The organism is Brevibacillus sp. AY1 (assembly GCF_029870785.1).
Lineage (GTDB): Bacteria > Bacillota > Bacilli > Brevibacillales > Brevibacillaceae > Brevibacillus > Brevibacillus invocatus.
On sequence record NZ_JAFLPN010000013.1, the window covers coordinates 65,791 to 91,076 of the forward strand.

27 protein-coding genes are annotated in these 25,286 nt (G+C 48.3%); 6 read left to right on the forward strand and 21 right to left on the reverse strand.

The genetic code is table 11. From position 1 onward, the window contains the following. Nucleotides 1–9 precede the first annotated feature (9 nt). Nucleotides 10–360, forward strand: a complete 351-nt coding sequence (locus tag JZI27_RS12785; protein ID WP_280207726.1) for a helix-turn-helix domain-containing protein — start codon at nucleotides 10–12, stop codon at nucleotides 358–360. Between the two features lie 74 nt (nucleotides 361–434). On the opposite strand, the gene JZI27_RS12790 is transcribed toward JZI27_RS12785, so the two are convergent. From JZI27_RS12790 to JZI27_RS12815, 6 genes are all read right to left on the reverse strand, one after another. Then, nucleotides 435–1,469, reverse strand: a complete 1,035-nt coding sequence (locus JZI27_RS12790) for a zinc-dependent alcohol dehydrogenase family protein (RefSeq protein WP_122908170.1) — start codon at nucleotides 1,467–1,469, stop codon at nucleotides 435–437. 152 nt (nucleotides 1,470–1,621) lie between these two features. After that, the gene (locus JZI27_RS12795) at nucleotides 1,622–1,918 is read right to left on the reverse strand and encodes an MFS transporter (protein ID WP_280207727.1); all 297 of its coding nucleotides are present in this window, start codon (nucleotides 1,916–1,918) and stop codon (nucleotides 1,622–1,624) included. A 26-nt stretch (nucleotides 1,919–1,944) separates the two neighbouring features. Further along, nucleotides 1,945–2,241, reverse strand: a complete 297-nt coding sequence (locus tag JZI27_RS12800; protein WP_280207728.1) for an MFS transporter — start codon at nucleotides 2,239–2,241, stop codon at nucleotides 1,945–1,947. Beyond that, nucleotides 2,238–2,672 (reverse strand): PaaI family thioesterase, encoded by a 435-nt coding sequence (locus JZI27_RS12805; RefSeq protein ID WP_280207729.1) that lies wholly within the window; start codon nucleotides 2,670–2,672, stop codon nucleotides 2,238–2,240. The genes JZI27_RS12800 and JZI27_RS12805 overlap by 4 nt, the downstream gene beginning before the upstream one ends. Nucleotides 2,673–2,706: 34 nt before the next feature. Next, nucleotides 2,707–3,519: an SDR family NAD(P)-dependent oxidoreductase gene (locus JZI27_RS12810; RefSeq protein ID WP_280207730.1), complete on the reverse strand. Its 813-nt coding sequence runs from the start codon at nucleotides 3,517–3,519 to the stop codon at nucleotides 2,707–2,709. 20 nt (nucleotides 3,520–3,539) lie between these two features. Beyond that, nucleotides 3,540–3,692: a hypothetical protein gene (locus JZI27_RS12815; RefSeq protein ID WP_280207731.1), complete on the reverse strand. Its 153-nt coding sequence runs from the start codon at nucleotides 3,690–3,692 to the stop codon at nucleotides 3,540–3,542. 179 nt (nucleotides 3,693–3,871) lie between these two features. Between JZI27_RS12815 and JZI27_RS12820 the strand changes: the two genes are divergently transcribed. The 4 genes from JZI27_RS12820 (at nucleotide 3,872) to JZI27_RS12835 (ending at nucleotide 5,543) form a co-directional block, all read left to right on the forward strand. Next, nucleotides 3,872–4,402, forward strand: a complete 531-nt coding sequence (locus JZI27_RS12820) for a cysteine hydrolase family protein (RefSeq protein ID WP_122908175.1) — start codon at nucleotides 3,872–3,874, stop codon at nucleotides 4,400–4,402. Between the two features lie 119 nt (nucleotides 4,403–4,521). Continuing rightward, nucleotides 4,522–4,728 (forward strand): CDGSH iron-sulfur domain-containing protein, encoded by a 207-nt coding sequence (locus tag JZI27_RS12825; RefSeq protein WP_122908176.1) that lies wholly within the window; start codon nucleotides 4,522–4,524, stop codon nucleotides 4,726–4,728. A gap of 145 nt (nucleotides 4,729–4,873) precedes the next feature. Beyond that, on the forward strand, nucleotides 4,874–5,044 hold the full coding sequence (locus tag JZI27_RS12830) for a hypothetical protein (protein WP_183184868.1): 171 nt from the start codon (nucleotides 4,874–4,876) through the stop codon (nucleotides 5,042–5,044). 142 nt (nucleotides 5,045–5,186) lie between these two features. Next, nucleotides 5,187–5,543 (forward strand): group I truncated hemoglobin, encoded by a 357-nt coding sequence (locus tag JZI27_RS12835; protein ID WP_122908177.1) that lies wholly within the window; start codon nucleotides 5,187–5,189, stop codon nucleotides 5,541–5,543. A gap of 96 nt (nucleotides 5,544–5,639) precedes the next feature. On the opposite strand, the gene accC is transcribed toward JZI27_RS12835, so the two are convergent. The 14 genes from accC to JZI27_RS12905 form a co-directional block, all read right to left on the reverse strand. Further along, nucleotides 5,640–6,986, reverse strand: coding sequence for an acetyl-CoA carboxylase biotin carboxylase subunit (accC, locus tag JZI27_RS12840; protein WP_280207732.1), 1,347 nt, complete (start codon nucleotides 6,984–6,986; stop codon nucleotides 5,640–5,642). Between the two features lie 14 nt (nucleotides 6,987–7,000). Continuing rightward, on the reverse strand, nucleotides 7,001–7,456 hold the full coding sequence (locus JZI27_RS12845; RefSeq protein ID WP_122908179.1) for an acetyl-CoA carboxylase biotin carboxyl carrier protein: 456 nt from the start codon (nucleotides 7,454–7,456) through the stop codon (nucleotides 7,001–7,003). Between the two features lie 15 nt (nucleotides 7,457–7,471). Then, nucleotides 7,472–9,013, reverse strand: a complete 1,542-nt coding sequence (locus JZI27_RS12850) for an acyl-CoA carboxylase subunit beta (RefSeq protein ID WP_280207750.1) — start codon at nucleotides 9,011–9,013, stop codon at nucleotides 7,472–7,474. Between the two features lie 31 nt (nucleotides 9,014–9,044). Next, complete coding sequence (meaB, locus tag JZI27_RS12855; protein ID WP_280207733.1) at nucleotides 9,045–10,091, reverse strand: methylmalonyl Co-A mutase-associated GTPase MeaB; 1,047 nt, start codon at nucleotides 10,089–10,091, stop codon at nucleotides 9,045–9,047. After that, nucleotides 10,088–12,277, reverse strand: coding sequence for a methylmalonyl-CoA mutase (gene scpA, locus JZI27_RS12860; RefSeq protein ID WP_122908182.1), 2,190 nt, complete (start codon nucleotides 12,275–12,277; stop codon nucleotides 10,088–10,090). The genes meaB and scpA overlap by 4 nt, the downstream gene beginning before the upstream one ends. After that, a complete protein-coding gene (locus tag JZI27_RS12865) occupies nucleotides 12,274–14,385 on the reverse strand; it encodes a methylmalonyl-CoA mutase family protein (RefSeq protein ID WP_280207734.1) in 2,112 nt (703 codons plus the stop codon). Before JZI27_RS12865 ends, scpA begins: the two co-directional genes overlap by 4 nt. 42 nt (nucleotides 14,386–14,427) lie before the next feature. Continuing rightward, the gene (gene accB, locus JZI27_RS12870) at nucleotides 14,428–14,934 is read right to left on the reverse strand and encodes an acetyl-CoA carboxylase biotin carboxyl carrier protein (RefSeq protein WP_280207735.1); all 507 of its coding nucleotides are present in this window, start codon (nucleotides 14,932–14,934) and stop codon (nucleotides 14,428–14,430) included. Nucleotides 14,935–15,118: 184 nt separating this feature from the next. After that, nucleotides 15,119–15,766 carry a TetR/AcrR family transcriptional regulator gene (locus JZI27_RS12875; RefSeq protein WP_280207736.1) on the reverse strand — a complete coding sequence of 216 codons (648 nt, stop codon included), beginning with the start codon at nucleotides 15,764–15,766 and terminating at the stop codon, nucleotides 15,119–15,121. A 62-nt stretch (nucleotides 15,767–15,828) separates the two neighbouring features. Further along, nucleotides 15,829–16,737, reverse strand: a complete 909-nt coding sequence (locus tag JZI27_RS12880; protein ID WP_251244902.1) for a M15 family metallopeptidase — start codon at nucleotides 16,735–16,737, stop codon at nucleotides 15,829–15,831. A gap of 32 nt (nucleotides 16,738–16,769) precedes the next feature. Beyond that, nucleotides 16,770–17,741, reverse strand: coding sequence for a peptide-methionine (S)-S-oxide reductase MsrA (msrA, locus tag JZI27_RS12885; RefSeq protein ID WP_280207737.1), 972 nt, complete (start codon nucleotides 17,739–17,741; stop codon nucleotides 16,770–16,772). Nucleotides 17,742–17,926: 185 nt separating this feature from the next. Further along, nucleotides 17,927–19,120 (reverse strand): M20 metallopeptidase family protein, encoded by a 1,194-nt coding sequence (locus JZI27_RS12890; protein WP_122908188.1) that lies wholly within the window; start codon nucleotides 19,118–19,120, stop codon nucleotides 17,927–17,929. A gap of 204 nt (nucleotides 19,121–19,324) precedes the next feature. After that, a complete protein-coding gene (locus JZI27_RS12895) occupies nucleotides 19,325–20,107 on the reverse strand; it encodes a 2-hydroxyacid dehydrogenase (protein ID WP_348521365.1) in 783 nt (260 codons plus the stop codon). Between the two features lie 222 nt (nucleotides 20,108–20,329). Next, nucleotides 20,330–20,530, reverse strand: coding sequence for a hypothetical protein (locus JZI27_RS12900; RefSeq protein ID WP_122908195.1), 201 nt, complete (start codon nucleotides 20,528–20,530; stop codon nucleotides 20,330–20,332). A gap of 134 nt (nucleotides 20,531–20,664) precedes the next feature. Further along, on the reverse strand, nucleotides 20,665–22,635 hold the full coding sequence (locus JZI27_RS12905) for an ATP-dependent DNA helicase (RefSeq protein ID WP_280207738.1): 1,971 nt from the start codon (nucleotides 22,633–22,635) through the stop codon (nucleotides 20,665–20,667). 231 nt (nucleotides 22,636–22,866) lie between these two features. On the opposite strand from JZI27_RS12905, the gene JZI27_RS12910 reads away from it, so the two are divergent. Beyond that, a complete protein-coding gene (locus tag JZI27_RS12910; protein WP_122908197.1) occupies nucleotides 22,867–23,226 on the forward strand; it encodes a Lin0512 family protein in 360 nt (119 codons plus the stop codon). 58 nt (nucleotides 23,227–23,284) lie between these two features. Here JZI27_RS12910 and pepF read toward each other — a convergent pair whose 3' ends face one another. After that, the gene (pepF, locus tag JZI27_RS12915) at nucleotides 23,285–25,081 is read right to left on the reverse strand and encodes an oligoendopeptidase F (protein WP_280207739.1); all 1,797 of its coding nucleotides are present in this window, start codon (nucleotides 25,079–25,081) and stop codon (nucleotides 23,285–23,287) included. Nucleotides 25,082–25,286 lie beyond the last annotated feature (205 nt).

Consider the following 25,286-nt stretch of genomic DNA (forward strand, 5'->3'; position numbering starts at 1 on the left):
GGAGCATCCTTGGGGCTCTATGCTACGGAAGAATTTCGTGAGGAACGGACTTTGAACTGCCTATCAGGTCATGAAATCGACGTGCAGCACCTGCCTGAGCATTTGCAAATGAAAGCGAGCATTTCATCCATTTCAAAGCCCAAAAACCCTACTGTTCCTGGGCTGATAGCCCCATCCGTCGAGGCCTCTACCGACCTGTACAAAAAAATGATGCTCGAGGCGGAAAAACAAGCAATCGCAGCTGCACTTCGGGCAGCAGGCGACAATCGTACGATTGCGGCGAAAATGATGGGGATCAGTCGTTCTCAGCTATACAAAAAGCTCAGCAAGTTCCAATCCCCTGCCTCCCTAGAGGAATAGCCCATGAAAATGCGCAGCAAGGCTGCGGATCTCGAAGATCTGCAACCCTATTGCCGCGCATTTTATCATGTCTATCATTCAAATTTCGTGACTACAAACGTACCTGTCGTTGTATAGTTGCTCATTGCTTCAAAAATTCCACTTACCTCTGAGAGGGATATCTCCCTGTTAACCATTTTCCCAGGCGTGAGCTTACCTGTTGCCACCAGTGGCAGTAGAGAGCCAAATCGATGAGCAGGCATGCCGAATGTCGTTAAAAATTGTATTTCCTTCAACAGCATTTCATTGACAGGAATCATAATGCCTTGCTCCTGGAATGAGGTGAGTCCTATTTGCAAATGCCTACCTCTTTTCTTCAAGCTGCGAATGCCGTTGACGCAGGTTTCCGCATAGCCGAGCGCATCAATCGAGACATCTGCGCCACCTTTCGTCAATTCCAGGACTGCTGCGACAGGATCAGTCTCGCGGCTGTTGATCGCATAGACAGCCCCCATCTGTTTGGCTAATTCCAGATTTGCCTGATTGATGTCGACGCCGATGACGTTTGCCCCGATGGCAGCTGCGATATGAACGGCTGACAATCCGATTCCGCCGCAGCCGTAGACAACCACCCACTCACCTGGTTTGACTTGGGCTTGGTCGACAACTCCGTGAAAGGAGGTCATAAATCTGCAACCGAGAGCAGCGCCATCTACGAACGAAATCTCTTCTGGCAGATGAACCAGGTTTCGGTCTCCTAATGGTATCGATACATATTCTGCATACCCGCCTGGATACGTAAAGCCTGGCAAGAGGAAAGAATCGCAGATGTTGGTATGACCTTGCTGACATTGCGGGCAAGTCCCTTCACTACCTGAAAAGGGCGCGATGACTCGATCTCCTTTTTTAAAACGAGTAATATTCTTGCCTACCTCTTCCACTACGCCGCAAAATTCGTGTCCCAGGATCGGGCTTTTAAAGACGGGGTCCTTATCTTCCCATACGTGCCAGTCACTTCTGCATACACCATTGGCCATGACTTTGACCAAAATGCTATCTTCCCCTGGAGTCGGTGTTTCAACATCCTGCACTACACAATTTTTTTGACCTTGCAAAACGAGTGCTTTCATCCGAACCCTCTCCTTTTTCCGATACATACAGTTCCGGCGCCCTCCAACCCCAACTCTACTGATTTGATGACGTCCCTCGTTGTCGAACACACTCTTTAGCACTAAGATACGCACTGAATGGACAATCATGTCTGGCGCTTCGGACATGATGCTTATGTGGTATGAACCTGATCCATTTTTTTAGCTTCCGGTTTGGTGAAGAGCGTTACTAGAATTCCTGCTATCACGCAGATGACCCCGCATAAGAGAAAAGCCTGTCCAAAACCTCCTTGGGTGGCGCCAGATGCTTCAATGATTTTCCCGCTAATTAACGGACCGACAACGCCGGAGAAAGAACCGATCATCATAGCAAAACCGATGATCGTACCTGGCTTGCCTAGCATTGCGGTCATGACGACCTGCGGCAAGACGGCAACGAGGAAGGAGACAAATGCTTGCCTCCATTGCATAGCAAATCATGAGCAGAATCGGAGAATCAAAAATCGTGATCGCGTAATAGCTGATGCCAGCGACGATGAGACCTACTCCGGAAAACAAAGACAATAGCCATGTAGGCGAGAACCCTTCTTGGCCCAAAGCGATCCGACAGGACTCCACCCAAAACTGTAGCTATAAACAACAACCAATAAAAACTGCTACCGATCAATCCCCATTGCTCGTAATTCAACCCCAAATCCTTCATCATGTCGGCAGCCGCGACTCCAATGATCGATTTATCCGTGTAGTTTAAGATGTTCAGGACAAATAATAAGAACAGAATGAGCCATTTCATGCCCTTTCCTCCTTTCCGGTTGATCGTGTATCCGCCCATTTTAGTTTGAATATTCCGAAGAAATTTACCAACAATCTTCCTTCTTGATTTCTTACTTCCGCTTCTCCCTTTACCATCTTGTAGCCTTGATGCCAGATGCTGGCTGTTGCAATCAGTATATCCCCTTCTTTTCCCGGGGCCAGATAATGAACATTCAACTGAATCGTAACCGAAGGCTGACCGGTCAACGAACGAATCGTTAGACCGGTAGCCGTATCCAAAAGACCTGCGTATACCGCACCATGCACCGTATGATTGTAATTCAGATGCGAACGCGTGATAGGCAGCTCCAGCACAATTTTTCCCTTCTCTGGCTCTCTTACCGTGATGCCCAAGATTTTATCATAGCTGTATTGATGCTCGATTTTCTGCATGATTTCTCGTACATCCATCCTCCCACTCCTCTCCTCACTTTACACGAGCGGTTCATAGGGAAACACATCGGCGGATACATCCAGTGGGGTAAAGCTGTTTTGTAAAGAGGAGATGGCCTCTGACTCCAAAAATTTGACCAGATACATGCGCAGCCCGGTCGCTCCCCAGGTAAGCTACCAATGGTGCTATATCCTCTGGTACCATCTGTTTGATATTATCTACCCGTTTTTTCTGTTCTTCTGTTTCGATCGGTATGGTTACAATCAACCTGCTCCAGGCAAAGGGTGCGATCGCATTAGCTGTAACCTGATACCGCTTCATATCCAACGCAGTCGATTTTGTCAGGCCGACGATTCCAAGCTTTGCCGCAGCGTAGTTGGCTTGCCCGATATTGCCGATCAAGCCTGAGGTCGAAGTGAAGTTAATGATGCGGCCACCCTGTTGCTGCTTAAAATGTGGCGCTACGGCACTGGTCATGTTGAACGAGCCTTTCAAGTGGACAGCAATCACGGAATCCCATTCTTCCTCCGTCATTTTGAAAATCATGCGATCACGCAGGATCCCAGCATTGTTGACGAGAATGTCCAGTCGGCCAAAATGCTCCAACGCCGCATTTACGATCGTTTTCGCATTTTCCAGCTCCGTAATCGACGCGTAGCTGGGGATTGCCTCTACTCCTGCATGGCGGATTTCAGCTACCACCTCGTCTGCGATCTTCTGATCCTGCCCTAATCCCTGGGTGCTTCCACCCAGATCGTTTACCAAAACCTTGGCACCTTCCTTTGCCAACAATAACGCGATAGCCTTACCGATGCCCCGGCCGGCACCTGTCACGACCGCTACCTTTCCTTCCAGTGTTCTCATCTCCTGAACATCCTCTCTATCTACACGACATCGGTTGCGTTCTTTTCTTCGTCCAACCTGCGCAAAGTCGTTTTTAAGACTTTCCCAGAAGCATTCCGTGGCAGCGCTTTCAAAAATTCCAAGTAGCGTGGTTTTTTATAAGAGGCAATCCGTGTGCGGAAGTGTTCAATCACTTCTTCACTGGTAAGCTGTTGGTTGGCTTTTAGTACAACATACGCCTCCCCATTGTGGGTCTGGAACGCCGATTACGGCTGCGTTTCTAATGGATTTGTCGAAGCTGGAAGGATGTTATTGTACTTTGTAATGTAAGTTCTTTTCTTATAACTCCAATACAGAAAGGGATCATACGATCATGGGGAAAAATTCTGCTCTTCTCATCGTCGATGTGCAAGAATTTCTAATCGATCACGCTTATGAAGGACAAGCATTAATAGAACGCATAGCGAATGTAGTATCCAAAGCCCGTCATCAACAAGTTCCCGTCCTGTTTATTCAGCATTGTGAGCCCGAAGGTGAGTTTCAGATCGGGACTCCAACGTGGCAAATTCATCACGCGGTTCGCCCATTGGAAAATGAACCTGTCATTCACAAATTTGCTTGCGATTCTTTTTTCAATACGACATTAAGCGAAGAGCTAGCGTCTAAAGAAATCAATCATCTGATTATTGCTGGCCTGCAAAGCGAGTACTGCATCGACTCGACCTGTAGGAGGGCCGTTTCATTCGGATATGATGTAACACTCGTGGGAGATTGTCATTCCACTTTTGATAATTCTGTCTTAAAGGCCGCTCAGATTATCGCCCACCACAATGCAATACTGAGTGGGTTCAGAACTTTACATAATAATATTACGGTTAATAACGCTAGCGCCCTGTTTACCTGAATCATCAAGTACCTTGTTCATCAACGAAGACCTAAAATGATGTGAAAAATTTAAAAAGCCTCATACCCTTCTGCACCACATAATAATAGGTAATGATAGGAACAAAGGAGGGATATGAAGTGGATCAGGAAAAAGTCATTATCAAGATTAACGACAATGGTTCCATTCGTGTAAATGGTCATGTTGAATTGGTGGATGGTGCTGGTGACAAGTATGAGGTCGGATCAACCTTTTCTCTCTGTCGATGCGGTTTATCTGAGAAAAAGCCTTTCTGTGATGGTACGCATAAAAAGGAAGGTTTTGAAAGTGCGCCACGCGCAAAATAACTCGTACGAATGAGCGCACTTGCGCTCTTTTTCTTTCGACCATTATCCCTTGGAAAATTTCACCTCTATATTCGTGTCAACACCAGATATCAAATTATTGAAAAATTTGTTATACTTCAATCAAATCACGAAAGGGGGACTATGTATGCTGTATATCCTTGGCATAGTTGTAGCCGTGATTGGCGCAGGGTATTTCTTAACTGGCTTATTAAGCTTCAAAGCGCGAGATAAACATTCAGTCCAACACTACAGTGATGATGCTTATTATCAACAAACGATGAACCATATGTCCCAAAACAACCACAACCCCTTTTAAACTACACGCTCTATGGCGTGTTTTTCTTTTTCATACTTTATATAGAAGGCGTTCATCGTGTTTTTCAAAGGTTGTCCATCAATAAATTACAATCATTTGTGGAATATTTAAATGGATGTCTGAACTTCGAGGAGGTCACCTTTTGGAAACGTTTTACTCAAAATATGGTGGAGAAGAAACCATTTCTAAGGTTGTTGATTACTTCTACGACTTGGTATTAGCAGATGATACTGTCAATCATTTTTTTGCAAATACCGATATGGAGAAACAACGAAAGCATCAAACAAAGTTCATTAGCTATGCACTCGGTGGTCCCAATCAATATTCTGGCCAGTCTATGGCGAAAGTGCACGAAGGTATGAATTTACAACCGGTCCACTTTGATGCGATCGTCAGTCATTTGCGAGCTGCCCTTACCCATTTTGGAGTAAAAGAAAGCGATATTGAGGACGCCTTAACAAAAGTCGAATCGTTAAGAGAAGATATTTTGTACAAATGAAGCTCTTGCTTAATCAGGTCCGTAAACTAGGACCTTTTTTAATGGGTAAAAAAAAAAGACAGGCCCATTTACAGCCTGTCTTTTCCCTGTCTTCGCTTACAGCTCCAATTGATGAATCTCCAAAAAGTTGGTTGCAAAGTTTCCTTCTACAAAGTCAGGATGCTCCAGCAATTTCGAATGGAACGGTATGGTTGTATGGACACCATCGATCACAAATTCGTCGAGAGCACGCTTCATCCGGGCGATCGCTTCTTCGCGATCTTTCCCCCACACGATCAGCTTGGCCACCATCGAATCGTAAAAAGGCGTAATCTCATAACCCGGATAGACGGCACTGTCAATACGTACGCCATAACCTCCTGGTGGAAGATAGCGGACTACTTTTCCTGGCGATGGCATGAAGTTTTTAGCAGGGTTCTCTGCATTGATCCGGCATTCAATGGCCCAACCGTTCATTTTCACATCTTCCTGTTTAAAGGAAAGTGGTTCACCAGCTGCGACCCTGATTTGTTCCTTGATCAAGTCAAAGCCGGTAATCATTTCAGTCACAGGGTGTTCGACCTGTATGCGTGTGTTCATTTCCATAAAGTAAAATTTCCCGTGTTTATCCAGAAGGAATTCTACGGTTCCTGCACCGTGATAGTCAACCGCTTTTGCTGCGGCAACTGCCGCTTGTCCCATTGCCTCGCGCAAATCCTGATCCAGTGCAGGAGATGGTGCTTCCTCGACCAGCTTTTGGTGACGGCGTTGGATCGAGCAGTCGCGTTCACCCAAATACACCACATTGCCGTGCTTGTCGCCCATCACTTGAATCTCGACGTGGCGCGGTTCCTCTACGTATTTTTCCAGATATACGCCAGCATTGCCGAAAGCTGTTTCGGCTTCTTTTTGTGCCTGGCGAATGGCTTTGGATAGCTCTTCCTCATCAGCCGCCACACGCATACCGCGACCGCCGCCGCCAGCAGTTGCCTTGACGATTACCGGATAGCCGATACTCTTCGCCACTTCCAATGCTTCCTCCATATCGTCGATGAGGCCCTCCGTACCTGGTACAAGGGGTACATTCGCTGCACGCATGGTGGATTTCGCTACCGATTTGTCACCCATTTTCTGAATAGCTTCAGCTTCAGGTCCGATGAACATAATGTTGCAATCCCGACATAGCTGAGCAAAGGACGTATTTTCTGCCAGGAAGCCGTATCCCGGGTGAATCGCGTCTGCTTTGGTCAGCAGAGCGACACTGATGATACGGGACATGTTGAGATAGCTGTCCTTGGAAGCCTTTGGTCCGATGCAGTAGGCTTCATCTGCGAGTTGTACATGGAGAGCTTCCCGATCCGCTTCGGAGTATACAGCTACTGTGGCAATGCCCAGCTCCCGGCATGCACGAATGATGCGAACGGCAATTTCGCCACGGTTGGCGATCAGTACTTTTGTAAACATCGATATTCTCCCCCCTACTTTTGCTTGACGGCTATCAATGCACGGCCATAATCGACGAGTTGGCCATCAGCAGCCAAAATTTCTGCAACTTCCCCATCTGCAGTAGAGAAAATCTCTTCCGTCAATTGCAGGGGTTCGATGGTGCAGCGACCTATGATATCGCCTTTCTTGATACTTTGTCCTACAGCCACAGCTGCGTAAAACAAACCAATCGATGTGGAAGAGATGATCGTTGTTTGATCTTCTTCCTCCACTTTTTGTTCTTCGGCTTCCACTTCTTCCGCGGTAGCGGCTGCTTGTTGGTATCCCGTCTCAACCTCTGTCGCCTGTTCAACGATTGTTTCTTCAACGATGGTTACCGGTGCCGCTTTTTTGATCACGACAGTCGTTCCATCCAGCTCCCACTCCAGTTCTTCAATAGACGATTGATTAACCAATTTCATAATTTCCCGAATGTCATGAAGTTTCATGGCAAAATATCACTCCTATAAAGGGATGTTCCCATGCTTTTTATACGGACGGCTCTCCTGTTTGTTTCGCAGCATTTCCAGCGCTTGGGCAACCTTGGTACGCGTCTCACGTGGATCGATCACATCGTCGACCATTCCCAGACTTGCGGCAACATACGGGTTGGCAAACTTGTCACGATACTCGGCGATCTTTTCCGCTCTCGTCGCAGCTGGGTCTTCACTTTGCTCAATTTCCTTCGCGAAGATAATGTTGGCTGCCCCCTCAGGACCCATGACAGCAATTTCAGCGTTTGGCCATGCGTATACCACGTCTGCCCCAATGGATTTCGAGTTCAGCGCAACGTACGCACCGCCATAGGCTTTGCGCAAAATGACCGTGATTTTGGGGACGGTCGCTTCCGAATACGCGTACAGGATCTTGGCACCATGACGGATAATGCCGCCATGTTCTTGGTTGATGCCCGGGAAAAAGCCGGATACATCCTCAAACGTGACCAAAGGAATGTTGAAGCAATCGCAAAAACGGATAAATCGAGCCAGTTTGTCAGAAGAATGAATATCCAATCCACCTGCCATCACCTTTGGCTGATTGGCAATCATCCCTACGCTATGGCCATCGATCCGTGCAAAGCCAATGACGATATTTTTGGCAAATTGCGGTTGTACCTCCATAAAATCACCGTTGTCCACGATGGCTTCGATGACTTGGCGCACATCGTATACCTTCGTGCTCTCTGCCGGAACCAGCTCAAGCAGCTCTTCCTGCATGGCGCGTTTGATGTCCGTTTCGACAACGGGTGGCTTTTCCGTGTTGTTTTGTGGAAGAAAGCTCAACAGTCGACGTACTCCCGCCAATACCTCGTGTTCGGTTTCAGCTGTGAAATGGGCGTTTCCGCTAATGCTGGAGTGAACCTTGGCACCCCCAAGATCCTCGGCTGAGATTTTCTCGCCCGTCACCGTCTCGATGACTTTTGGACCGGTGATGAACATCTGACTCGTTTTTTCCACCATGAATACAAAGTCCGTGATCGCAGGGGAATAGACAGCTCCACCTGCGCATGGTCCCAGGATCACGGAGATTTGCGGAATGACCCCAGAATAGATGGAGTTGCGGTAAAAGATCGTGCCATACCCATCCAGGGAGCTTACCCCTTCCTGAATGCGTGCGCCGCCGGAATCGTTCAACCCGATGACAGGCGCACCGTTCTTAGCTGCTAGATCCATGATCTTGGCGATTTTCATCGCGTGCATTTCACCGAGGGCACCACCGAAGACCGTAAAATCCTGGGCAAAAATATAAATCGGCTTTCCGTGGATTTTCCCATACCCTGTCACGACGCCTTCTCCAGGAGCCTCCATTTTGTCCAGACCAAAATGGGTAGCGCGATGCTCAACAAAAGGATTCATTTCCATGAACGTATCTGGATCAAGCAGGATTTCAATCCGTTCTCTGGCCGTTAGCTTGCCACGATTATGCTGAGCATCGATCCGAGCATCGCCACCGCCCAGTTGAATCTTGAATTTCCGCTCCATCAACTCGTCGATTTTTTCATGCATTTTGCTCATGACCCGATTCCTCTCTCCATTCCTAAACATCTCTAGATTTTTCGTAAATGGCGACCAGCTGCTGCACAGCACTCGTCGCGGACAGCTCCCCCTTGGCAACTGCTTCCTCCACTTCAGGGAGCCTTTTTGCCACTTCAGGATTACTGTAAAAATGAGAGCGCAGGTAATCTTGCGTCATGCTTTGCATCCAGTCCAGCGCTTGTTTTTGTCGACGCGTCTGCAATACACCTGAGTGGGACATTTCATCGCGAAATCTCTCAATCACCGTCCAGATTTCCGGAATGCCTTCGCCAGTCAAAGATGAGCACATATGGGCTTTCGTCTCCCAGCCTGTAGTTGCGGGCTGCAGGTAGTGCAAGACACGATTAAATTCTCCACGTGCTATCAACGCCCGATCCTTGTTCTCTCCGTCTGCTTTGTTGATCAAGAGTGCATCAGCAATCTCAATGACACCCTTCTTGATCCCTTGCAGCTCATCTCCAGCTCCTGTCAGCATGAGTAGCAAAAAGAAATCGACCATCGAGCGAACTGTCGTTTCACTTTGTCCCACACCGACTGTCTCTACTAAAATAACGTCAAATCCAGCTGCTTCACAAATCAGCATCGTCTCTCTTGTCTTTCGATTGACTCCACCCAAAGTTCCGCCGGCTGCCGACGGGCGAATGAAGGCATTCGGGTTGCGCGACAAGAGCTCCATCCTCGTCTTGTCTCCCAGTATGCTTCCCTTTGTCACCGGACTGCTGGGATCGACGGCCAGAACAGCCACGCGATGGCCCTTTTCGCACAGCATCGTTCCGAACGCTTCGATAAAGGTGCTTTTTCCGGCGCCAGGAACGCCCGTAATCCCGACACGAATCGCTTTTCCCGTGTACGGCAAAAGCTTACCAAGCACTTCCTGGGCTACTTCCATATGGACAGGGGAATTGCTCTCGACCAATGTTATCGCCTGTGCCAAAATGGTTCGGTTGTTTTCCAGCACGCCCTGTACGTATTGATCGACAGATAGCCGGGGGCGACGGACTGTTGAGGAGAACGTCAAGGAAGTCCGGTCATGCTTGGCATCGCTCATAGGCTGGCAGCCTCCAAGCGACGAACGATTTCTTGAATCACGCTTTGAGCGGCTACTGGGATCACTGTGCCCGGACCAAAGATAGCGGCAGCGCCGTTTTCACGAAGGAACGCATAGTCCTGGGCAGGAATGACTCCTCCGATGACCACGACAATATCTTCGCGACCCAACTTTTTCAGCTCTTCCACGAGTTGAGGCAGCAGTGTTTTGTGGCCAGCTGCCAAGGAGCTGAAGCCAATGACATGCACGTCATTTTCAACGGCTTGCTTCGCTGTTTCTTCGGGGGTCTGGAATAAAGGTCCCATATCCACATCAAAGCCCAAATCAGCAAATGCCGTGGCAATGACTTTGGCTCCGCGATCGTGTCCGTCCTGCCCCATTTTGGCGATCATGATGCGTGGACGTCTGCCTTCCCATTGCTCGAACTCGTCAGCCATCTTGCGTACGACAGCCACTTCCTCTGCATCACCGAACTCTGCGCTGTACACACCACTGATGGAGCGAATCACCGCTTTGTGGCGTCCAACCACTTTTTCATAGGCATCCGAAATTTCTCCAAGAGACGCACGAGCGCGGGCTGCTTCAATCGCCAAAGCCAAAAGATTGCCTTCACCCGAACGTGCACATTCCGTAATGGCTTGCAGCGCTGACTGTACTCTCGTCTCATCACGATTTTCACGCAATTCCTTGAGACGTCTGATCTGCGCTTCGCGAACGGCGGTATTGTCCACTTCCAGGATTTCGAGCGCTTCTTCCTGTTCCAAACGATATTTATTGACGCCAATAATGGACTCTTTGCGTGAGTCGATCATGGCTTGACGACGCGCTGCTGCTTCTTCAATCTTCATTTTCGGCAGACCGGTCTCAATCGCTTTCGCCATGCCCCCCAATGCCTCTACCTCTTCGATATGGGTCCAAGCCCGCTCTACCAGCTGTGCAGTCAAAGACTCCACATAATAAGATCCTGCCCATGGATCAACCACTTTGCAAATACCGGTCTCATCCTGCAAGAAAAGCTGGGTATTGCGCGCGATTCTTGCCGAGAAGTCTGTCGGCAAAGCAATGGCCTCATCGAGAGCATTGGTATGCAAGGACTGCGTATGGCCCAATGCAGCAGCCATCGCTTCGATATTCGTTCGAATCACATTGTTAAAAGGGTCCTGTTCAGTCAAGCTCCAGCCGGAGGTTTGCGAGTGGGTACGCAGAGCCATGGACTTTTCATTTTTCGGGTTGAACTGCTTGATCAGATTGGCCCAAATCAAGCGCGCTGCCCGCATTTTCGCGACTTCCATGAAGTAGTTCATGCCGATCGCCCAGAAAAAGGACAAACGTGGCGCAAAGGCATCGATATCAATGCCTGCCTTCAGCCCTGTACGCACGTACTCCAACCCGTCAGCCAGCGTATACGCCAGCTCGATATCAGCGGTAGCCCCTGCCTCCTGCATATGGTAGCCAGAGATACTAATGCTGTTGAACTTCGGCATGTGCTTGGACGTGTAAGCGAAGATATCCGAGATGATCTTCATCGACGCCTCTGGCGGGTAAATATACGTATTGCGTACCATGTATTCTTTTAAAATGTCGTTTTGAATTGTTCCCGTCAGCTTGGATTGGTCAACGCCCTGCTCTTCTGCTGCCACGATATAAAAAGCCATGATCGGGAGTACAGCACCATTCATCGTCATCGATACAGACATCTGGTCAAGCGGTATGCCATCGAATAATATCTTCATATCCAAAATGGAATCAACCGCTACACCAGCTTTTCCGACATCCCCTACTACGCGGGGGTGGTCCGAATCATAGCCGCGGTGCGTTGCCAGGTCAAATGCAATGGAAAGACCTTTTTGTCCCGCGGCGAGATTACGCCGATAAAACGCATTGCTCTCCTCTGCTGTAGAGAAACCGGCGTACTGACGAACCGTCCAAGGACGCGTCACGTACATCGTCGGGTATGGCCCTCTAAAGAATGGCGGCAAACCTGGCATGTAGCCCAAGTGATTCATGCCAGCCGTATCTTCACTGGTGTACATCGGCTTTACCGGTATCTGCTCCAGAGTCTGCCACATCAGCTCGTCGAGAGAAACGCCTGCTTCTGCCTTCGCTCTCTCCTCCCATTCAGGGATAGAGTCGGAAAACTTCTGCGAACGATATTCAACTTTTGAAAAATCAGGCTGCTTGCTCATGACATCACCCCTATACGCTCCTGCAGGTCATGAAGCATCTGATAACAATTTGACCGTACATGGATAAAATCATCGACACCCGCCGCTTTATACACGTTGATTTCCTCACTTGCTGGCAGACCAGCCAGCAAAAGAATCGCATCCGGTTTAGACGTTTTAAACAGGCGAGCCATTTCCTCTACAAATGACGGATAGCTCTCGTCATCCGAACAGATGACAACGATCGACGCTCCTGATGCAACCGCTGCCTTAGTCGCTTCTTCCGCTTTCGTCACGGGATCTGGTCGCAGTACTTCAAACCCGCCGACGGCAAAAAATTCGGCACTGAAATCCGCACGTGCCTTGTGCTTTGCAAGTGGCCCCACAGAGGCCAGAAAGACTTGCGGTCTGTCACCCGTTTTTTGGAGATGTTTTTCCGCTCGTGAACGTAATGACTCGAATGCTTCTGCAGCACGATGTATGCGAAGAGGTCGTACTGTCGCGGCTTGAATTTGATCATCGATCCAAGCCTTTGTTAATGTTCCAAGGGTCGCCCCTGAATTTGCCGCTTGTACCGCTTGCTGCATGACATCCTGTGCAACGCTTTTCTTTGCTTTCCAGGATTCTATTATCGCCTCTTGATCATGACTTTCTATATGCGCCTTCAGGCAGGCAAGCCGTTCTTGGTAAATAGCCGTATCAGCATCAGTCGCGATCGGCTGCTCCTGGATGTTGGCATACATGTTGGTTCCTACGATCCGATCTTTGCGCTGTGCGATGCTTTCACTCTTTTTCATTGCGATCTGCTCGATCTCCGATTGAGGGAAATCTACTTCGATCGCTCGCAGCATACCACCCTGTTCCTCTACTTGCTGAAACAATCTCCATGCTTTTTCGGCCAAGGCATCCGTCAGCCATTCTACGTACCAGGAACCGCCTGCAGGATCGGCAACCTTGGACAAATGCGCTTCCTGCTCCAAAATAATTTGCGTATTTCTGGCGATTCTGCGAGAGAACTCATTAGCTGGTCGAATCGCTTCATCGAATGCAGAGACATGCAAGCTGTCAATACCGCCTATGATCGCAGAAAAAGCCTCGGTACTGGCACGAAGCAGGTTTACGTATGGATCGAGAACGGTTTTGTTCCAAGCAGATGTACGGGCATGAATGTTCATTTTCTGGGCTTCGGCAGAACCACCGTAAGCTTCTACGATTGTAGACCAAAGCAATCTCGCAGCACGTAATTTGGCAATTTCCATAAATGATTGTGATCCGATAGAAAAAGAAAACTGGATTTTCGGAGCAATCTGCTCAATGGACAAACCTCTTTCCATTAAAGCGCGAATATATTCTACGGCAGTAGCCAAGCTGAATGCCAGCTCCTGTACTGCATTTGCACCGCTATTGTGATAAGGATGTGATTGAACATGAATGGTTCTCAAATGAGGGGCGTTCTGGTCTGCCCAGTGTGTTACTTGAGCCAAATCGTCATAGCATTTTTGAATCGAGCATGGCAACTGCCCCTCTGCGAGCAAGGTTCCGAGAGGATCTGCACCCACAAAGCCGCGCAATTTGCTAGTGTCTGCTCCCGCCTTTTCCACGTGTGACAGCAGCAATGCTAACATGGGAAGCGCTACATAGCCGGTATGCAAAAAGAGCGGTAGTGTTTCCAAATTCAATCCGGAAAAGGCCGTATCCAGATCCTCGCGATGAAAAATCGAAACCCCGTGATCAACAGCTGTGTTGGCAACGCTTGCATTTGGGTCAAGACCGCTCAATGCCGCCTGGTCCAATACGAGATTCAGCATGGTTTGGCCCCGTTCAAGATCGTGTTTGGCAGCTTCGTTAAATGCTTTTGGCGACGTAGCAGGGATCTCTTGACTCACTTCCCAGCCTCTGGTTACAGCATTTGTACCGCGTACATACGGTGCAGCACCCGGCACTCCTGCTACATGCGGCAGATTTTGCACATCTTCTTTCCGATAAATGGGCTGCAAGGTGATGCCCTCGTAAGTTTTGGTGAGCAGTTTGGCGTCAAAGGAAGCGCCTTTCAAGGATTTTTCCGCTTCTTCCCGCCATTGATCATACGTAGGTACAGAAAAATCTTGAAACAATGTCTCTTTGTTCATCAATCTTGTTGCCCCCTCTCTCGTGATTGACGGTCAAACATCCTAATCTATTTTAACCAAAAACAAAGGCTGACCTTGCTCCACCAGCTGACCGTTTTCAACCAGGATCTGAACAATTTCCCCTTTTACTTCTGCTTCAATCTCGTTAAAGAGCTTCATTGCTTCTACAATACAGACAATGCTTGTGTTGTGGATCTTGTCACCCACTATGACATAAGGTGGTGAATCAACCGCTGGCGCAGCATAGAAGGTTCCCACCATCGGGGAAGTAATATTGTGTAAATTTTCAGTATTTACATCAATCTTTGCTGGTTCTACCTTTGGTTCTGCTGAAACGGCTTGTTTTGGTGCTTCTTTCACGACCACGAGTTTCTCAGGTTCTTTCACGATTGGAGCCACAACAGTCGGCTTGGCAACTACCACAGGGACGGTGCCATGGACACTCCGTTTGATGGCGATACGGGATTGTTCGTCCTTCACTTCAACGGATTCAATATCTGTTTGTTCTAACAGCTTTACCAATTCTCTGATTTCATAAATCGTTAGCACATTCATTCCTCCTGAAAACCATCAAGACCGACTAGTTGGTCTGTTTATTCTTACTTTACCAGAGGAGCCTTGTCTTGTACAGACCAACTAGTTGGTCTGTGAGAATATTTCTTATTCTAACGCAATTTTATTCTGTATAAAAAGCCCCGCCGAACCTGCAATAGGATAAGCGGAGCCCTGTTCATTACTCTTTCGTGTTGGTCAAATCTTGTTGCTGTAAAAAGAAACGGGAAAACAACGGGTTTTTCATCGCATCTGGCTGCAGAATGGAATGGAGTACCATGTCTGCATAAATGTCAGCGATTTGTTCAATCGAATATGTCCCGGTTTTCTGATACCATTTGTAGATCCAGTTTACCATCCCGAATATCGCCATCGATACGATCGGCACTGGCAATTCGGGGCGGAAGTCACCCGTCTCGATCCCTTCCTGAATGACGGAAAACATGATTTGCTTATACTGATCACGCTTGCTCTCAATCTCAGAGAAGTACTCCGGGGCCAAAAACAAGCTTTCCTGATAAAAGATAGTGACCTGTGACCGGTATAAATCGATCATCATGACGAAGGATTTGACGATCGCCTGCAGGCGTTCAGGTGGTGTTTCCCATTGTTGGCAGGCTTCCTGTGCCTTCTCTAAAACATAAGAGATAAACTGGTCATGAATGATATATAAAAGTTCATCTTTTGATTTGAAATTGTGGTAGAAACCCCCTTTGGAGGTTCCGCTCTCCTTTACGATCTGGTCAACCGTCACACGGTGATACCCGTTTGCCTCGAACAGACGCATGGAGGTTTCTATGATTCTTTCTCTAATTGATTTTTCGCTCATTATCTTCACCCGTGTACATTATAGCACATGAATTTGCTGGGTCATGTGCGAAAAATCGTGCTTTAAGGATTTGGGTTGGATACAGGAACTACCCCAAAGTATTCTTCAAGCGTAAGTCCACTTTCAAAAATTTCCTTGGACAACTCCACACCCACATAGCGCAAATGCCATGGCTCATAAATATAGCCAGTAATCGATTCTTTGCCCAATGGATACCGGACAATAAAGCCGTACTCTGCTGAGTGCTCGGCTAACCACTCTGCTTCCTTGGTTCCAGCGAAGCAGCTCTCTGCTGCACATTTCCCATCTATTCCGGAGATATCCATCGCAAGTCCTGTCTCGTGCTCACTCGTACCCGGATAGGCGCTGTAGGTTCTTGCTACCTCCAAGCCGTCTTTCTTGACGTACCGCGCAAACAGTTCCTTTTGGTACGCATGGGAACGATATCCTGATACACCTGCTAGCTCCACTCCATCTGCTTTTGCTGCAGCAAACATTTGTTCCAGCGCCTCTGCTGCTTCTTTGCGCATTTTCCGTTTGTCGCTTTTCTCCGGAAAGATGAACGGTACATTCGGAACAACGAGGTTAGCTGGCGTGTAGTCTTCTGGCAATTTTCTCTGCTTGTTCACAAGAATGGTCAGGCTGGCTGGTTCAGCTACGACTTCCAAGACCAAACCGTCTGGCATTTCTACCGGTGTCCCCTCTGTGGTTGGTTCAGCCTTTGTTTCTACCGGTTTCGCTTCTGCTTGCTTTCCCTCTTCTGCAGGTGTAGGCTTCACATCTGATTCCCCCTGTTTTTCTACATTTTGTGTCGGCTGTTCTGCTTCCGTCGCAGGTGCAGGTACAACTTCTTGGGGTGTATTCGCCTCTATCTCGCCGGTAGCTGCCTGGCTATTACAGCCTGACAGCGCCAATGAGACCAGGGACGCGAGCAGAAAGCTAGAACCAACCTGTTTCCACACTCTTCCCATTTCTACTTTCCTTTCAGAAGTGGCACAGGAGCTTATTTCTGCTCAAACAAGCGCAGAAACTCTCCGAACCCTTCTTTTTCTAGTTCATCTTTCGGAATGAAACGCAGTGCGGCAGAGTTGATGCAGTAGCGCAGACCGTTGGGTCCTGGTCCATCTTCAAAAACATGTCCCAGATGAGAATCGGCCTGACTGCTACGCACTTCTGTTCGTATCATATTGTGGCTGACGTCAATGTGTTCGGTTACCTTTTCCTCCGTAATCGGCTGCGTAAAGGACGGCCAGCCACAGTGTGAATCAAATTTATCTAACGAACTAAACAAAGGCTCGTTTGAGACGATGTCAACGTAGATTCCTTCTTCTTTATGATTCCAGAATTCGTTGGCAAATGGAGGCTCTGTCCCGCTGTTTTGCGTAACCTCAAACTGCATCGGTGTTAGGCGTTTTTTCAGTTCTTCGAGCGTGCCTTTGTTGCGCCACGCTTCTTTGGTAAACTTGGCTCTCCCTGATGCTGCCTGGTAATACTTGTAGCGCAACGGATTTTTCTTATAATAGTCCTGGTGGTATTCTTCAGCGGGATAAAAAGTCTGGGCTGGCAGGATGGCTGTGGTAATAGGCTTGTCAAAGCGCCCGCTCTCTTCCAGTTGTTCTTTTGATTGAATGGCCAGCTCACGCTGTTCTTCGTTGTGATAAAAAATCGCAGGAGCATAGGACTGTCCTCGGTCAGCAAATTGTCCACCCGCATCCGTAGGATCAATCTGCCGCCAAAAGATTTGCAACAGCTGATTGTAGGAAATAAGCGAAGGATCATAGGTGATTTCTACGGCTTCATAGTGCCCGGTTGTTCCACTGCATACCTGCTCATATGTGGGATTCTCCACCTCGCCCCCTGTATAGCCTGAAAGGACTTGAATGATTCCCGGCATTTTGTCAAATGGACTGACCATGCACCAGAAACATCCTCCAGCAAAGGTTGCGACGCTATATTCCGAGTGTGTGCTGCTCATGTACTCTCGCCTCCTTTGGCAATTCTATACAATGGTATGTATAGCTCTGATTGTACATGGAATCGGCCCATATTACCATCTTGGAAGTACAGGCTCACCTCCAAAAATACCTGTTCCAAAAAACGATGCTATCCCTGTCTGAAGGGATAGCATTCCAAATGAGGCGCTATGCTATGAATTTTTCGTCAAACCGTTGCGCCCTGCAGCTCGTTCCATACAAGTGAAACGAACATTTTTCCTGTGACGATCATCGCTCGTTCATCTCCATCAAACATGGGATGATGTAGGGGATAGACCGCACCAATGTCTGGATTGCCTGCCCCTACCAGGAAGAAGGTTCCCGGTATGCGCTTCAAATACGCGGAGAAATCCTCCCCAGCCAAACTTGGCTCTACCCTGCGGACGCGTTCTTCCCCAAAAAGCTGTTTTGCAATCCGCTCTACGCCTTGGGTCTGCTCAGGATGATTCCAAACTGCATCGTATCCTTTGAGAAGCGACAGTTTGTATCTAGCTCCTGCCGCATCGCAAGTGGCTTTGACAATCCGTTCGATCTGCTCCAGGATAAACTCCCTTACGTCATTGCTGAAGGCACGGACAGTACCTGTGAGCTTGCAGACATCGGGAATGACATTGGCTGCAAGCCCGCTTTGGATCGATCCGACCGACAAAACAGCAGGCTCCAATGGATTGATCCGTCGGCTGATGATCTGCTGCAGGTTGAGAACCAGCTGACAACCGACCACCAAAGGATCAATCGTCGTATGAGGCTGTGCACCATGACCGCCTCTGCCCACCACCTGGATCTCAAACGAGTCGCCCGCCGCCATCGCATATCCTTCGGTCATCGCCACATTGCCAAATGGTTCGGTTGGCCAAACGTGTGCACCGTAAATCACGTCGACACCGTCCAGGCAGCCATCTTCGATCATCGCTATAGCCCCTCCCGGCGGCTTTTCCTCACCGAACTGGTGAATGAAGACGACATTGCCCTGCAGCTGCTCCTTCACCTGACTTAACACTTTCGCAGCTCCCAACAGAGCCGCGGTATGCATGTCATGTCCACAAGCATGCATCACGCCAGGTACCCGTGACTTATAAGGTACATCCTTTTCATCCTGTATGGGGAGAGCATCGAAGTCTGCTCGCAAAGCGACGGTACGGCTGTTATCGTCTGCTTTTCCACCCCGAAGAAGTCCGATTACTCCACGCTCTCCAACGTTAGTTCTGACCTCGAGCCCCAGCCGTTGCAAATAGTCCGCCACTTTTTCCGGTGTATGGACTTCTTGAAAAGACAGCTCCGGGTGCATATGCAGATCACGTCGTATCTCTACCAGTTCAGGAAATAGGTCCTCCAGATCACGGTACAACGATGCAAGCATGTCCATTTCCCTCCCTTCCATCGTTAGCTATGCATTTCTGCAGTCTTTAAGGCTTGCGAAAAGCCAGCGAGCATCAGCACCATGTGCATGATTCCTTGTTCATAATCGTCCAGTCGTATCGATTCATTCGGTGCGTGCACCTGTGAGCCTGCCCAGCCTACTCCCGTGCTGACAATTGTATAGGCGCTTCAATCATTTTTTCGATCACTTGCCGGAATAGACCTCTTCATTTAGCAAAGCAGGTGGCTTTTTCCCGAACAAGCCTGCCAAGAGATTTTCTTTTGCATACTGGGCCATACGCAGTCGGGTCTCTTCTGTTGCCGAACCGATATGCGGGAGTGTGACAACATTGGGCATTTGGAGCAACGGATGCTCTGGATCTACTGGCTCTTTGACAAATACATCCAGACCAGCAGCCAGAATCTCGCCTTGCTTCAAAGCTTCTACCAACGCTTCTTCATCGACTGTAGCTCCTCGTGAACCGTTCACGAAGATCGCCGATTTTTTCATCTGCTGGAACTCCTTCATGCCAATCAGCTTGGTCGTCTCTGCAGACAATGGAACCATCAGGCAAATGAAATCGGCTTGCTGACAAAGTTCCTCAAGCGTGCAATACGTGGCTTGGTAGAGGCTTTCCACTGCTTCGTTCCGAGAGCGATTATGGTATAGGATGTTCATGTCAAAGCCCAGGTGCGCGCGTTTCGCGATGGCGGACCCGATACGTCCCATGCCAATAATGCCAAGAGTTTTATGATGGACGTCCCTTCCGAACTGCTGAGAGGTGAGATGAGAAGTCCACTGCCCCGTTTTGACAAAACGGTCCATCTCGGGAATTCTGCGCGCCATGGCTAGCATGAGGCCCATCATCGTATCGGCAACAGTATCGGTCAGGACGTCAGGTGTATTAGTTGCCATGACACCTGCTCTGTTTAAGGCCGACAGATCAAAATTGTCATAACCAACCGCAATATTGCTAACTATTTTCAACTTGGGTTCAACTCTTCGAAATAGACGACCTCACACTTTTCACGCAATTCGACCAATATTTCCGGATACACTTTTTTATACACAATCACCTTTGGTTTCATTCGTCTGACCTCACTTTACGCAATAATGGAGAAAGACCAACGAAGTGACACGTTCGTTGGTCTTTCATCCAATTCGTAAAGAAGGATCAAAATCCTGCTAGTTCAAGTTGTTTACCTTGATTTAAATATGATTGCCGTACAAATAATTTAAGAACAATCCAGCGCTGATCACTGCTGCGACGATAAAAACAATGCCACTCCTCTTGCGCTGTTGGGCAAAACGCAGAACACTGAAACAAAACAGCACACCAGTAATCATAAAGTAGGCCACACCAATCCAGAACAATTCCCACGGCAAACTGGCGAAATCGACATTACCCAAAAAGAACACCGTCCCTTGTCTGTATATAGAAGATATTCATATCCGTTAATATCTGACACTTCATTATAACAAGCGTATGCCACTACTTTCATCTTTTCAACCATTCCGTAACAGAAGTGTCATAGATTGCGAAATCAGGCTTCTGGCAGTACGTCCCGAAGAGAGGTTTTCCACTCTACCCCCTGCGGGAATGCCTGCATCACTTTTTGCCTTAATGCCACATCTTCATGGAGTTCTTGACAAAAAATCGCGACGCTGCCACTGTCATCTCGTGAACGAATCAATCGTCCAATTCCTTGACGCAAGCGCAGCAGCATGTATGGCAAGTCCACTTCGTCAAAAGCTGATTCTTTAGCAGCCTTTCGTTTTGCCGCGAATACGGGATCGTTCGGCGGAAATGGCAAAGACCAGATCAGTACATGGGATAGTGACGGTCCGGGTACGTCCAATCCTTCCCATAATGTGACGGCACATAAATTGAGATGCTCGTCATTTTGAAAATGAGAGATCAGATGGCTAATTTCCTGATCACCTTCAAACAAAAAGCGCAGACCGTTCGTCTCCTGCTCCTTCAATTCATGCTTGAATTGCTGCATTTCCTCTCGTGTCGGAAACAGAAGCAATGCCCGTCCTTTTGTTTTAGCCAGCATTTCTAGTGTGATCCTCATTTTCTCTTGAAGGGCATCATGCATAGCCAGATTCGGGACGAATACCTTCATTTGTTCTTCATAATCATACGGAGAAGCGACAGAGAAAGAAAGGTAGTCCCGGACACCCAGGCTGTTTGCAACATAAGCAAAGGAGTCGTCACTCGACAAGGTTGCGGAGGAGAAAACGACCGGCATTTTCTGAGAAAATACGTAATCGCTCAGTACTTCCTGTACCATTTTGGGCATAACGACCAGACTGGTCCCATGTGCGTCCTCCGTCACCCAGGAGATGACGGATGTGGGATTCTGAAACAGGCGTAGTGCTAGTTGAATCATTTCCAGATACTCACTGACTATGCCCACCTGGAACTCATCCAGCGTATAAAGCCCACTCTCCAGTGCCATCTCCTCTTCCATACCCGCGATCAGATGGGTGAATTCATGAATCAGTGATAACAGCCCGCTGCCCAGCGCGATTTCTCGTCGATCAGAGCCTGGGACGGGCTTACTCTCCTGCTCTAGCAAGGCGAACAAGCTTTCACTTTGCATGATGGCTTCCTCAACAGATAAAGCCAGCGATTCCCTGACTTCTCCTTTGAGCAGTCGAGTGATCACTTCTTCGAATATGGTGTGATTCCATTTATAGGTCAAAGCTTTTTGTGCTGCAGGCTCCAGTAAATGGCCCTCGTCAAAAATCACGGAGCTATGGCTTGGAAGCAGAGGAAGCTGTCCTCCCCTTTTCCGGCTTTCGTAAGTCCAAACATGCTCCATATAAAAATCATGGGAGCAAATGATCAGGTCTGTCGCCTTGCGATAGTGGTCGCGAGAGAGTGTCTGTCCACATCGGTGCTGCTTGTCACAGGCAAAGCAATCCTGAAAAACATCCCAGTTGGCTTGGCTCCATCGTGCATCGTCAAGCGCAGGATAGTGACTTCGATCCCCATACGGTGAAAATGATTGCAAGGCTTCATGTGTATGTACAAACGGAGGCAATTCCTGATAGATTTCCTGGTAAAGCTCACCATCCTCTTCCCTGTATCTCGCTTGCTCTAATTTTTGCAAGCACAAGTACTGGTCAGGTGATTTACCCAATCGGGCGTCAATGGTGAGGTTCAAATGACGGGCAAGCTTGGCGATGTCTCCTTCTGGCTTCACCAATTGCTCGATCAAGGATTCATTTGCACAGGCAATAATGGCGGGTTTTCGCGTATACCGCGCATAGCAGATCGCGTACAGCAAATAAACAAGCGTTTTTCCCGTCCCTACACCTGCTTCAGCGAAAATGGTCTTCTTCTCGGCAAATGCGCGTTCCAGCTGAAACGCCATGTAAATCTGTTCATCCCGAATTTCAAAACCAGCTTCGGGCAATATGTCATAGAAAACATCTGCAATCCAATCACTTACTTGAGAGATAAAAGATTGAGTCGGGTCATACGAAAAAGGGTACCGTTCCACTGCTGTCCTGCCTCCAATAGGGGATTGTCCATCGGCGATGTGCCAAAATGTAATGATCGCACGATGAGAGAGAGAACACAATATCTGAGTAAAAAAATTTACAAATTCATCTTTCGCAAGCCTATTCTTTCAACATAAGGATGAGCTGCTGCTGGAAGTTTATCCGCCCCGATCCTGTTAAACATGCTACACTAGAACTTGTCATCGAAAACAGATGGGAGTAGATCATCCATGGAAAAAGTCATGTTTATTGAAATCGGAATGGGAATCGACTTGCATGGGCAAAACGTCACCAAAGCTGCCGTGCGTGCCGTACAAAATGCCATTCATCACAACTCGATGCCGGGACTTCGCTCCGTCTTGCCAGACAACGATATTCACAATATGAAGGTACATGTTCGTTTGGCAGTTCCAGCTGACAAGGATCTACTAGATTTGGCAGTCGTGCGGGACGAGCTGCCTTATGGCGAGGTATCCTTTGAAGTCATCGACGGCGGAATGCTGACCAGCAGCGGAGTCGTGATTGCTGAAAAAGAGGACAAGAATGATTTGGCCTACGTCGTCATTGCTTCTGTAGAAGTTGGATATTAAGTTAGCAAAGGGCGTCCCCTCGTCATGTTGAGACAACAGGGACGCCCTCTTTTATTCGTTAGAACATGTTTTCCAAATCATCTACCAGCTGTCCGACATACTGGACAGCGAGACGAATGGGCTCGGGCTGTGACATATCCACTCCTGCCAGCTTCATTAACTCAAGCGGCGACAAAGTGCCTCCCGCTTTTAATACCTCCAGCCATCTGGTGACAGCGACTTCCCCTTCCTGCTTGATCTGGGCAGCCACAGCCGTTGAGGCAGTCAGCCCCGCAGCATACGTATAAGGGTACAAGCCCATGTAGTAATGTGGCTGACGCATCCAGGTCAGCTTTGCCCCCTCGTCCAGCTCGACAGCATCTCCCCAGAAATCAGCCAATACTTGACCTTTCCATTCAGACAGGTTTTTGGCCGTCAATGGAATATCTTCGCCCGCGGCTTCGTACACCTTTCTTTGCAGCTGCCCTTCCAGCAAATGAGTCACGAAGTTATGGTAATACGTATTCATCAGCTGAAGGATTACCCACCGCTTCAGCCGCGGATCGTCGGACTGTTCGGTAATATGCTGTGCCAAAAGCAGCTCGTTGAGCGTAGACGGTGCCTCGATGAAATAGAGAGACGAGCGGTGATTAGCAAAACGCTGGTTTTTGCTGGCCAGCATAAAATGTCCGCAATGTCCAAGTTCATGCGCCAGCGTAAAGGCACTGCGCATGTTTTCCGCCCATGTAATCAGGATAAACGAGTGGATCCCGTATGGACTGGAGCAAAAGGCTCCTGTGGATTTTCCCACGTTGTCGACGTAGTCAATCCACCGGTTCTTCAGGGCCCGCTCCATGATTTCCGTATATTCCTCGCCCATCACACTGAGCGCAGCAAGAATGGTCTTTCCTGCTTCTTCTATGGTCACTGGTGGACTGAAATCAGGATCGAGCGGAACTTTCAGGTCGCAAAAGGATAGCCTTTCCAAGCCCAGTACTCTCGCCTTGAGTTCGGCAAAACGGCGCATGTGTGGTGCCAGCTCAGTACCGATAATATCCAAAATATTATGATACATTTGCAAGGTGACTTGCTGTGGCTCCAACAGCATATGCGTGACCGACTCGTATCCTCGCAATCGGGAGAGCACCGTCTGTTTTTTCACTTCAGTTGCATAAGCAGCAGCGAACGTATGTTGATAGGATTGAAGCGTACGGGTGAAAGAATCGTAAGCAGCGTGCCGCAATGTACGATCGGAATTCATCTCGTAATCCGACTCGAACAACGCAAAGGAAACCGGTTTTGTTGCACCCTCCGCGTCTTCGACTGAGTCAAAGCTCATATCAGATAATTTTCCGCGATTATAAATCGTATAAGGTGCAGCAAATACTTCGCCTAATGAGGCAAGAGCGGATTCGGTTTCTGGAGAAAGCCGATGTGGCTTGGTAGCATACAAATCCAGCAGTTTTTTGCGGAAGGGATAAAGACCGGATTCCTCCGCCAGGAACGCTTCCAGTGCGCCTTCTGGCAAATCAAGAATTTCTGCACGAATGAACGATAGCGCGGCATTGATCTTTGAAACGAGATCCCCTACTCGCGCTGCTCGAGACTGGTTGTTTGGATTGGTTCCTTCCTCTGACAAGCGCAGGCTGGCGTATGTATGAACGCGAATCAGACGTTCTCCAAGCGCTTCTTCTGCTTCCAGGCAAGCCAATAGCTCTTCGGCACCTGTATGCAACAAACCTTTATACGCCACTATAGCAGGAAGTAATTCTTCTATGGCTCCTAGCTCTTCCTCCCATTTTTCCTGACTTTCAAATAAATCGTCCAAATTCCAGGTCTGTTCCACTGCAACTTGATCACGCGTCAACCTCTTCATTTCACGCCTCCTTTAATCATGTCTTCACTCGATATAAAAATTGGATCATTTCCTTGATTTTCCTCTAGTCAAAAAATATTTAACAATAAATGGAGCAAATGAGCGGAAAAAAACAGGAATTACGCAACCAGATCCCGAAAAAAAGTACAGTAAAAAAAATTGGATCGAATTTGGGTACCGGTGCGTAAAGAGTGACAAACACTGG

Bases quoted from the DNA above. Each gene is read 5' to 3' on its own strand.
- JZI27_RS12790 (WP_122908170.1), bottom strand. From the start codon at position 1,469: ATGAAAGCACTCGTTTTGCAAGGTCAAAAAAATTGTGTAGTGCAGGAT.
- JZI27_RS12795 (WP_280207727.1), bottom strand. From the start codon at position 1,918: ATGCAATGGAGGCAAGCATTTGTCTCCTTCCTCGTTGCCGTCTTGCCG.
- JZI27_RS12800 (WP_280207728.1), bottom strand. From the start codon at position 2,241: ATGAAATGGCTCATTCTGTTCTTATTATTTGTCCTGAACATCTTAAAC.
- JZI27_RS12805 (WP_280207729.1), bottom strand. From the start codon at position 2,672: ATGGATGTACGAGAAATCATGCAGAAAATCGAGCATCAATACAGCTAT.
- JZI27_RS12810 (WP_280207730.1), bottom strand. From the start codon at position 3,519: ATGAGAACACTGGAAGGAAAGGTAGCGGTCGTGACAGGTGCCGGCCGG.
- JZI27_RS12820 (WP_122908175.1), top strand. From the start codon at position 3,872: ATGGGGAAAAATTCTGCTCTTCTCATCGTCGATGTGCAAGAATTTCTA.
- JZI27_RS12830 (WP_183184868.1), top strand. From the start codon at position 4,874: ATGCTGTATATCCTTGGCATAGTTGTAGCCGTGATTGGCGCAGGGTAT.
- accC (WP_280207732.1), bottom strand. From the start codon at position 6,986: ATGTTTACAAAAGTACTGATCGCCAACCGTGGCGAAATTGCCGTTCGC.
- JZI27_RS12845 (WP_122908179.1), bottom strand. From the start codon at position 7,456: ATGAAACTTCATGACATTCGGGAAATTATGAAATTGGTTAATCAATCG.
- JZI27_RS12850 (WP_280207750.1), bottom strand. From the start codon at position 9,013: ATGCATGAAAAAATCGACGAGTTGATGGAGCGGAAATTCAAGATTCAA.
- meaB (WP_280207733.1), bottom strand. From the start codon at position 10,091: ATGAGCGATGCCAAGCATGACCGGACTTCCTTGACGTTCTCCTCAACA.
- scpA (WP_122908182.1), bottom strand. From the start codon at position 12,277: ATGAGCAAGCAGCCTGATTTTTCAAAAGTTGAATATCGTTCGCAGAAG.
- JZI27_RS12865 (WP_280207734.1), bottom strand. From the start codon at position 14,385: ATGAACAAAGAGACATTGTTTCAAGATTTTTCTGTACCTACGTATGAT.
- JZI27_RS12875 (WP_280207736.1), bottom strand. From the start codon at position 15,766: ATGAGCGAAAAATCAATTAGAGAAAGAATCATAGAAACCTCCATGCGT.
- JZI27_RS12880 (WP_251244902.1), bottom strand. From the start codon at position 16,737: ATGGGAAGAGTGTGGAAACAGGTTGGTTCTAGCTTTCTGCTCGCGTCC.
- msrA (WP_280207737.1), bottom strand. From the start codon at position 17,741: ATGAGCAGCACACACTCGGAATATAGCGTCGCAACCTTTGCTGGAGGA.
- JZI27_RS12890 (WP_122908188.1), bottom strand. From the start codon at position 19,120: ATGCTTGCATCGTTGTACCGTGATCTGGAGGACCTATTTCCTGAACTG.
- JZI27_RS12910 (WP_122908197.1), top strand. From the start codon at position 22,867: ATGGAAAAAGTCATGTTTATTGAAATCGGAATGGGAATCGACTTGCAT.
- pepF (WP_280207739.1), bottom strand. From the start codon at position 25,081: ATGAAGAGGTTGACGCGTGATCAAGTTGCAGTGGAACAGACCTGGAAT.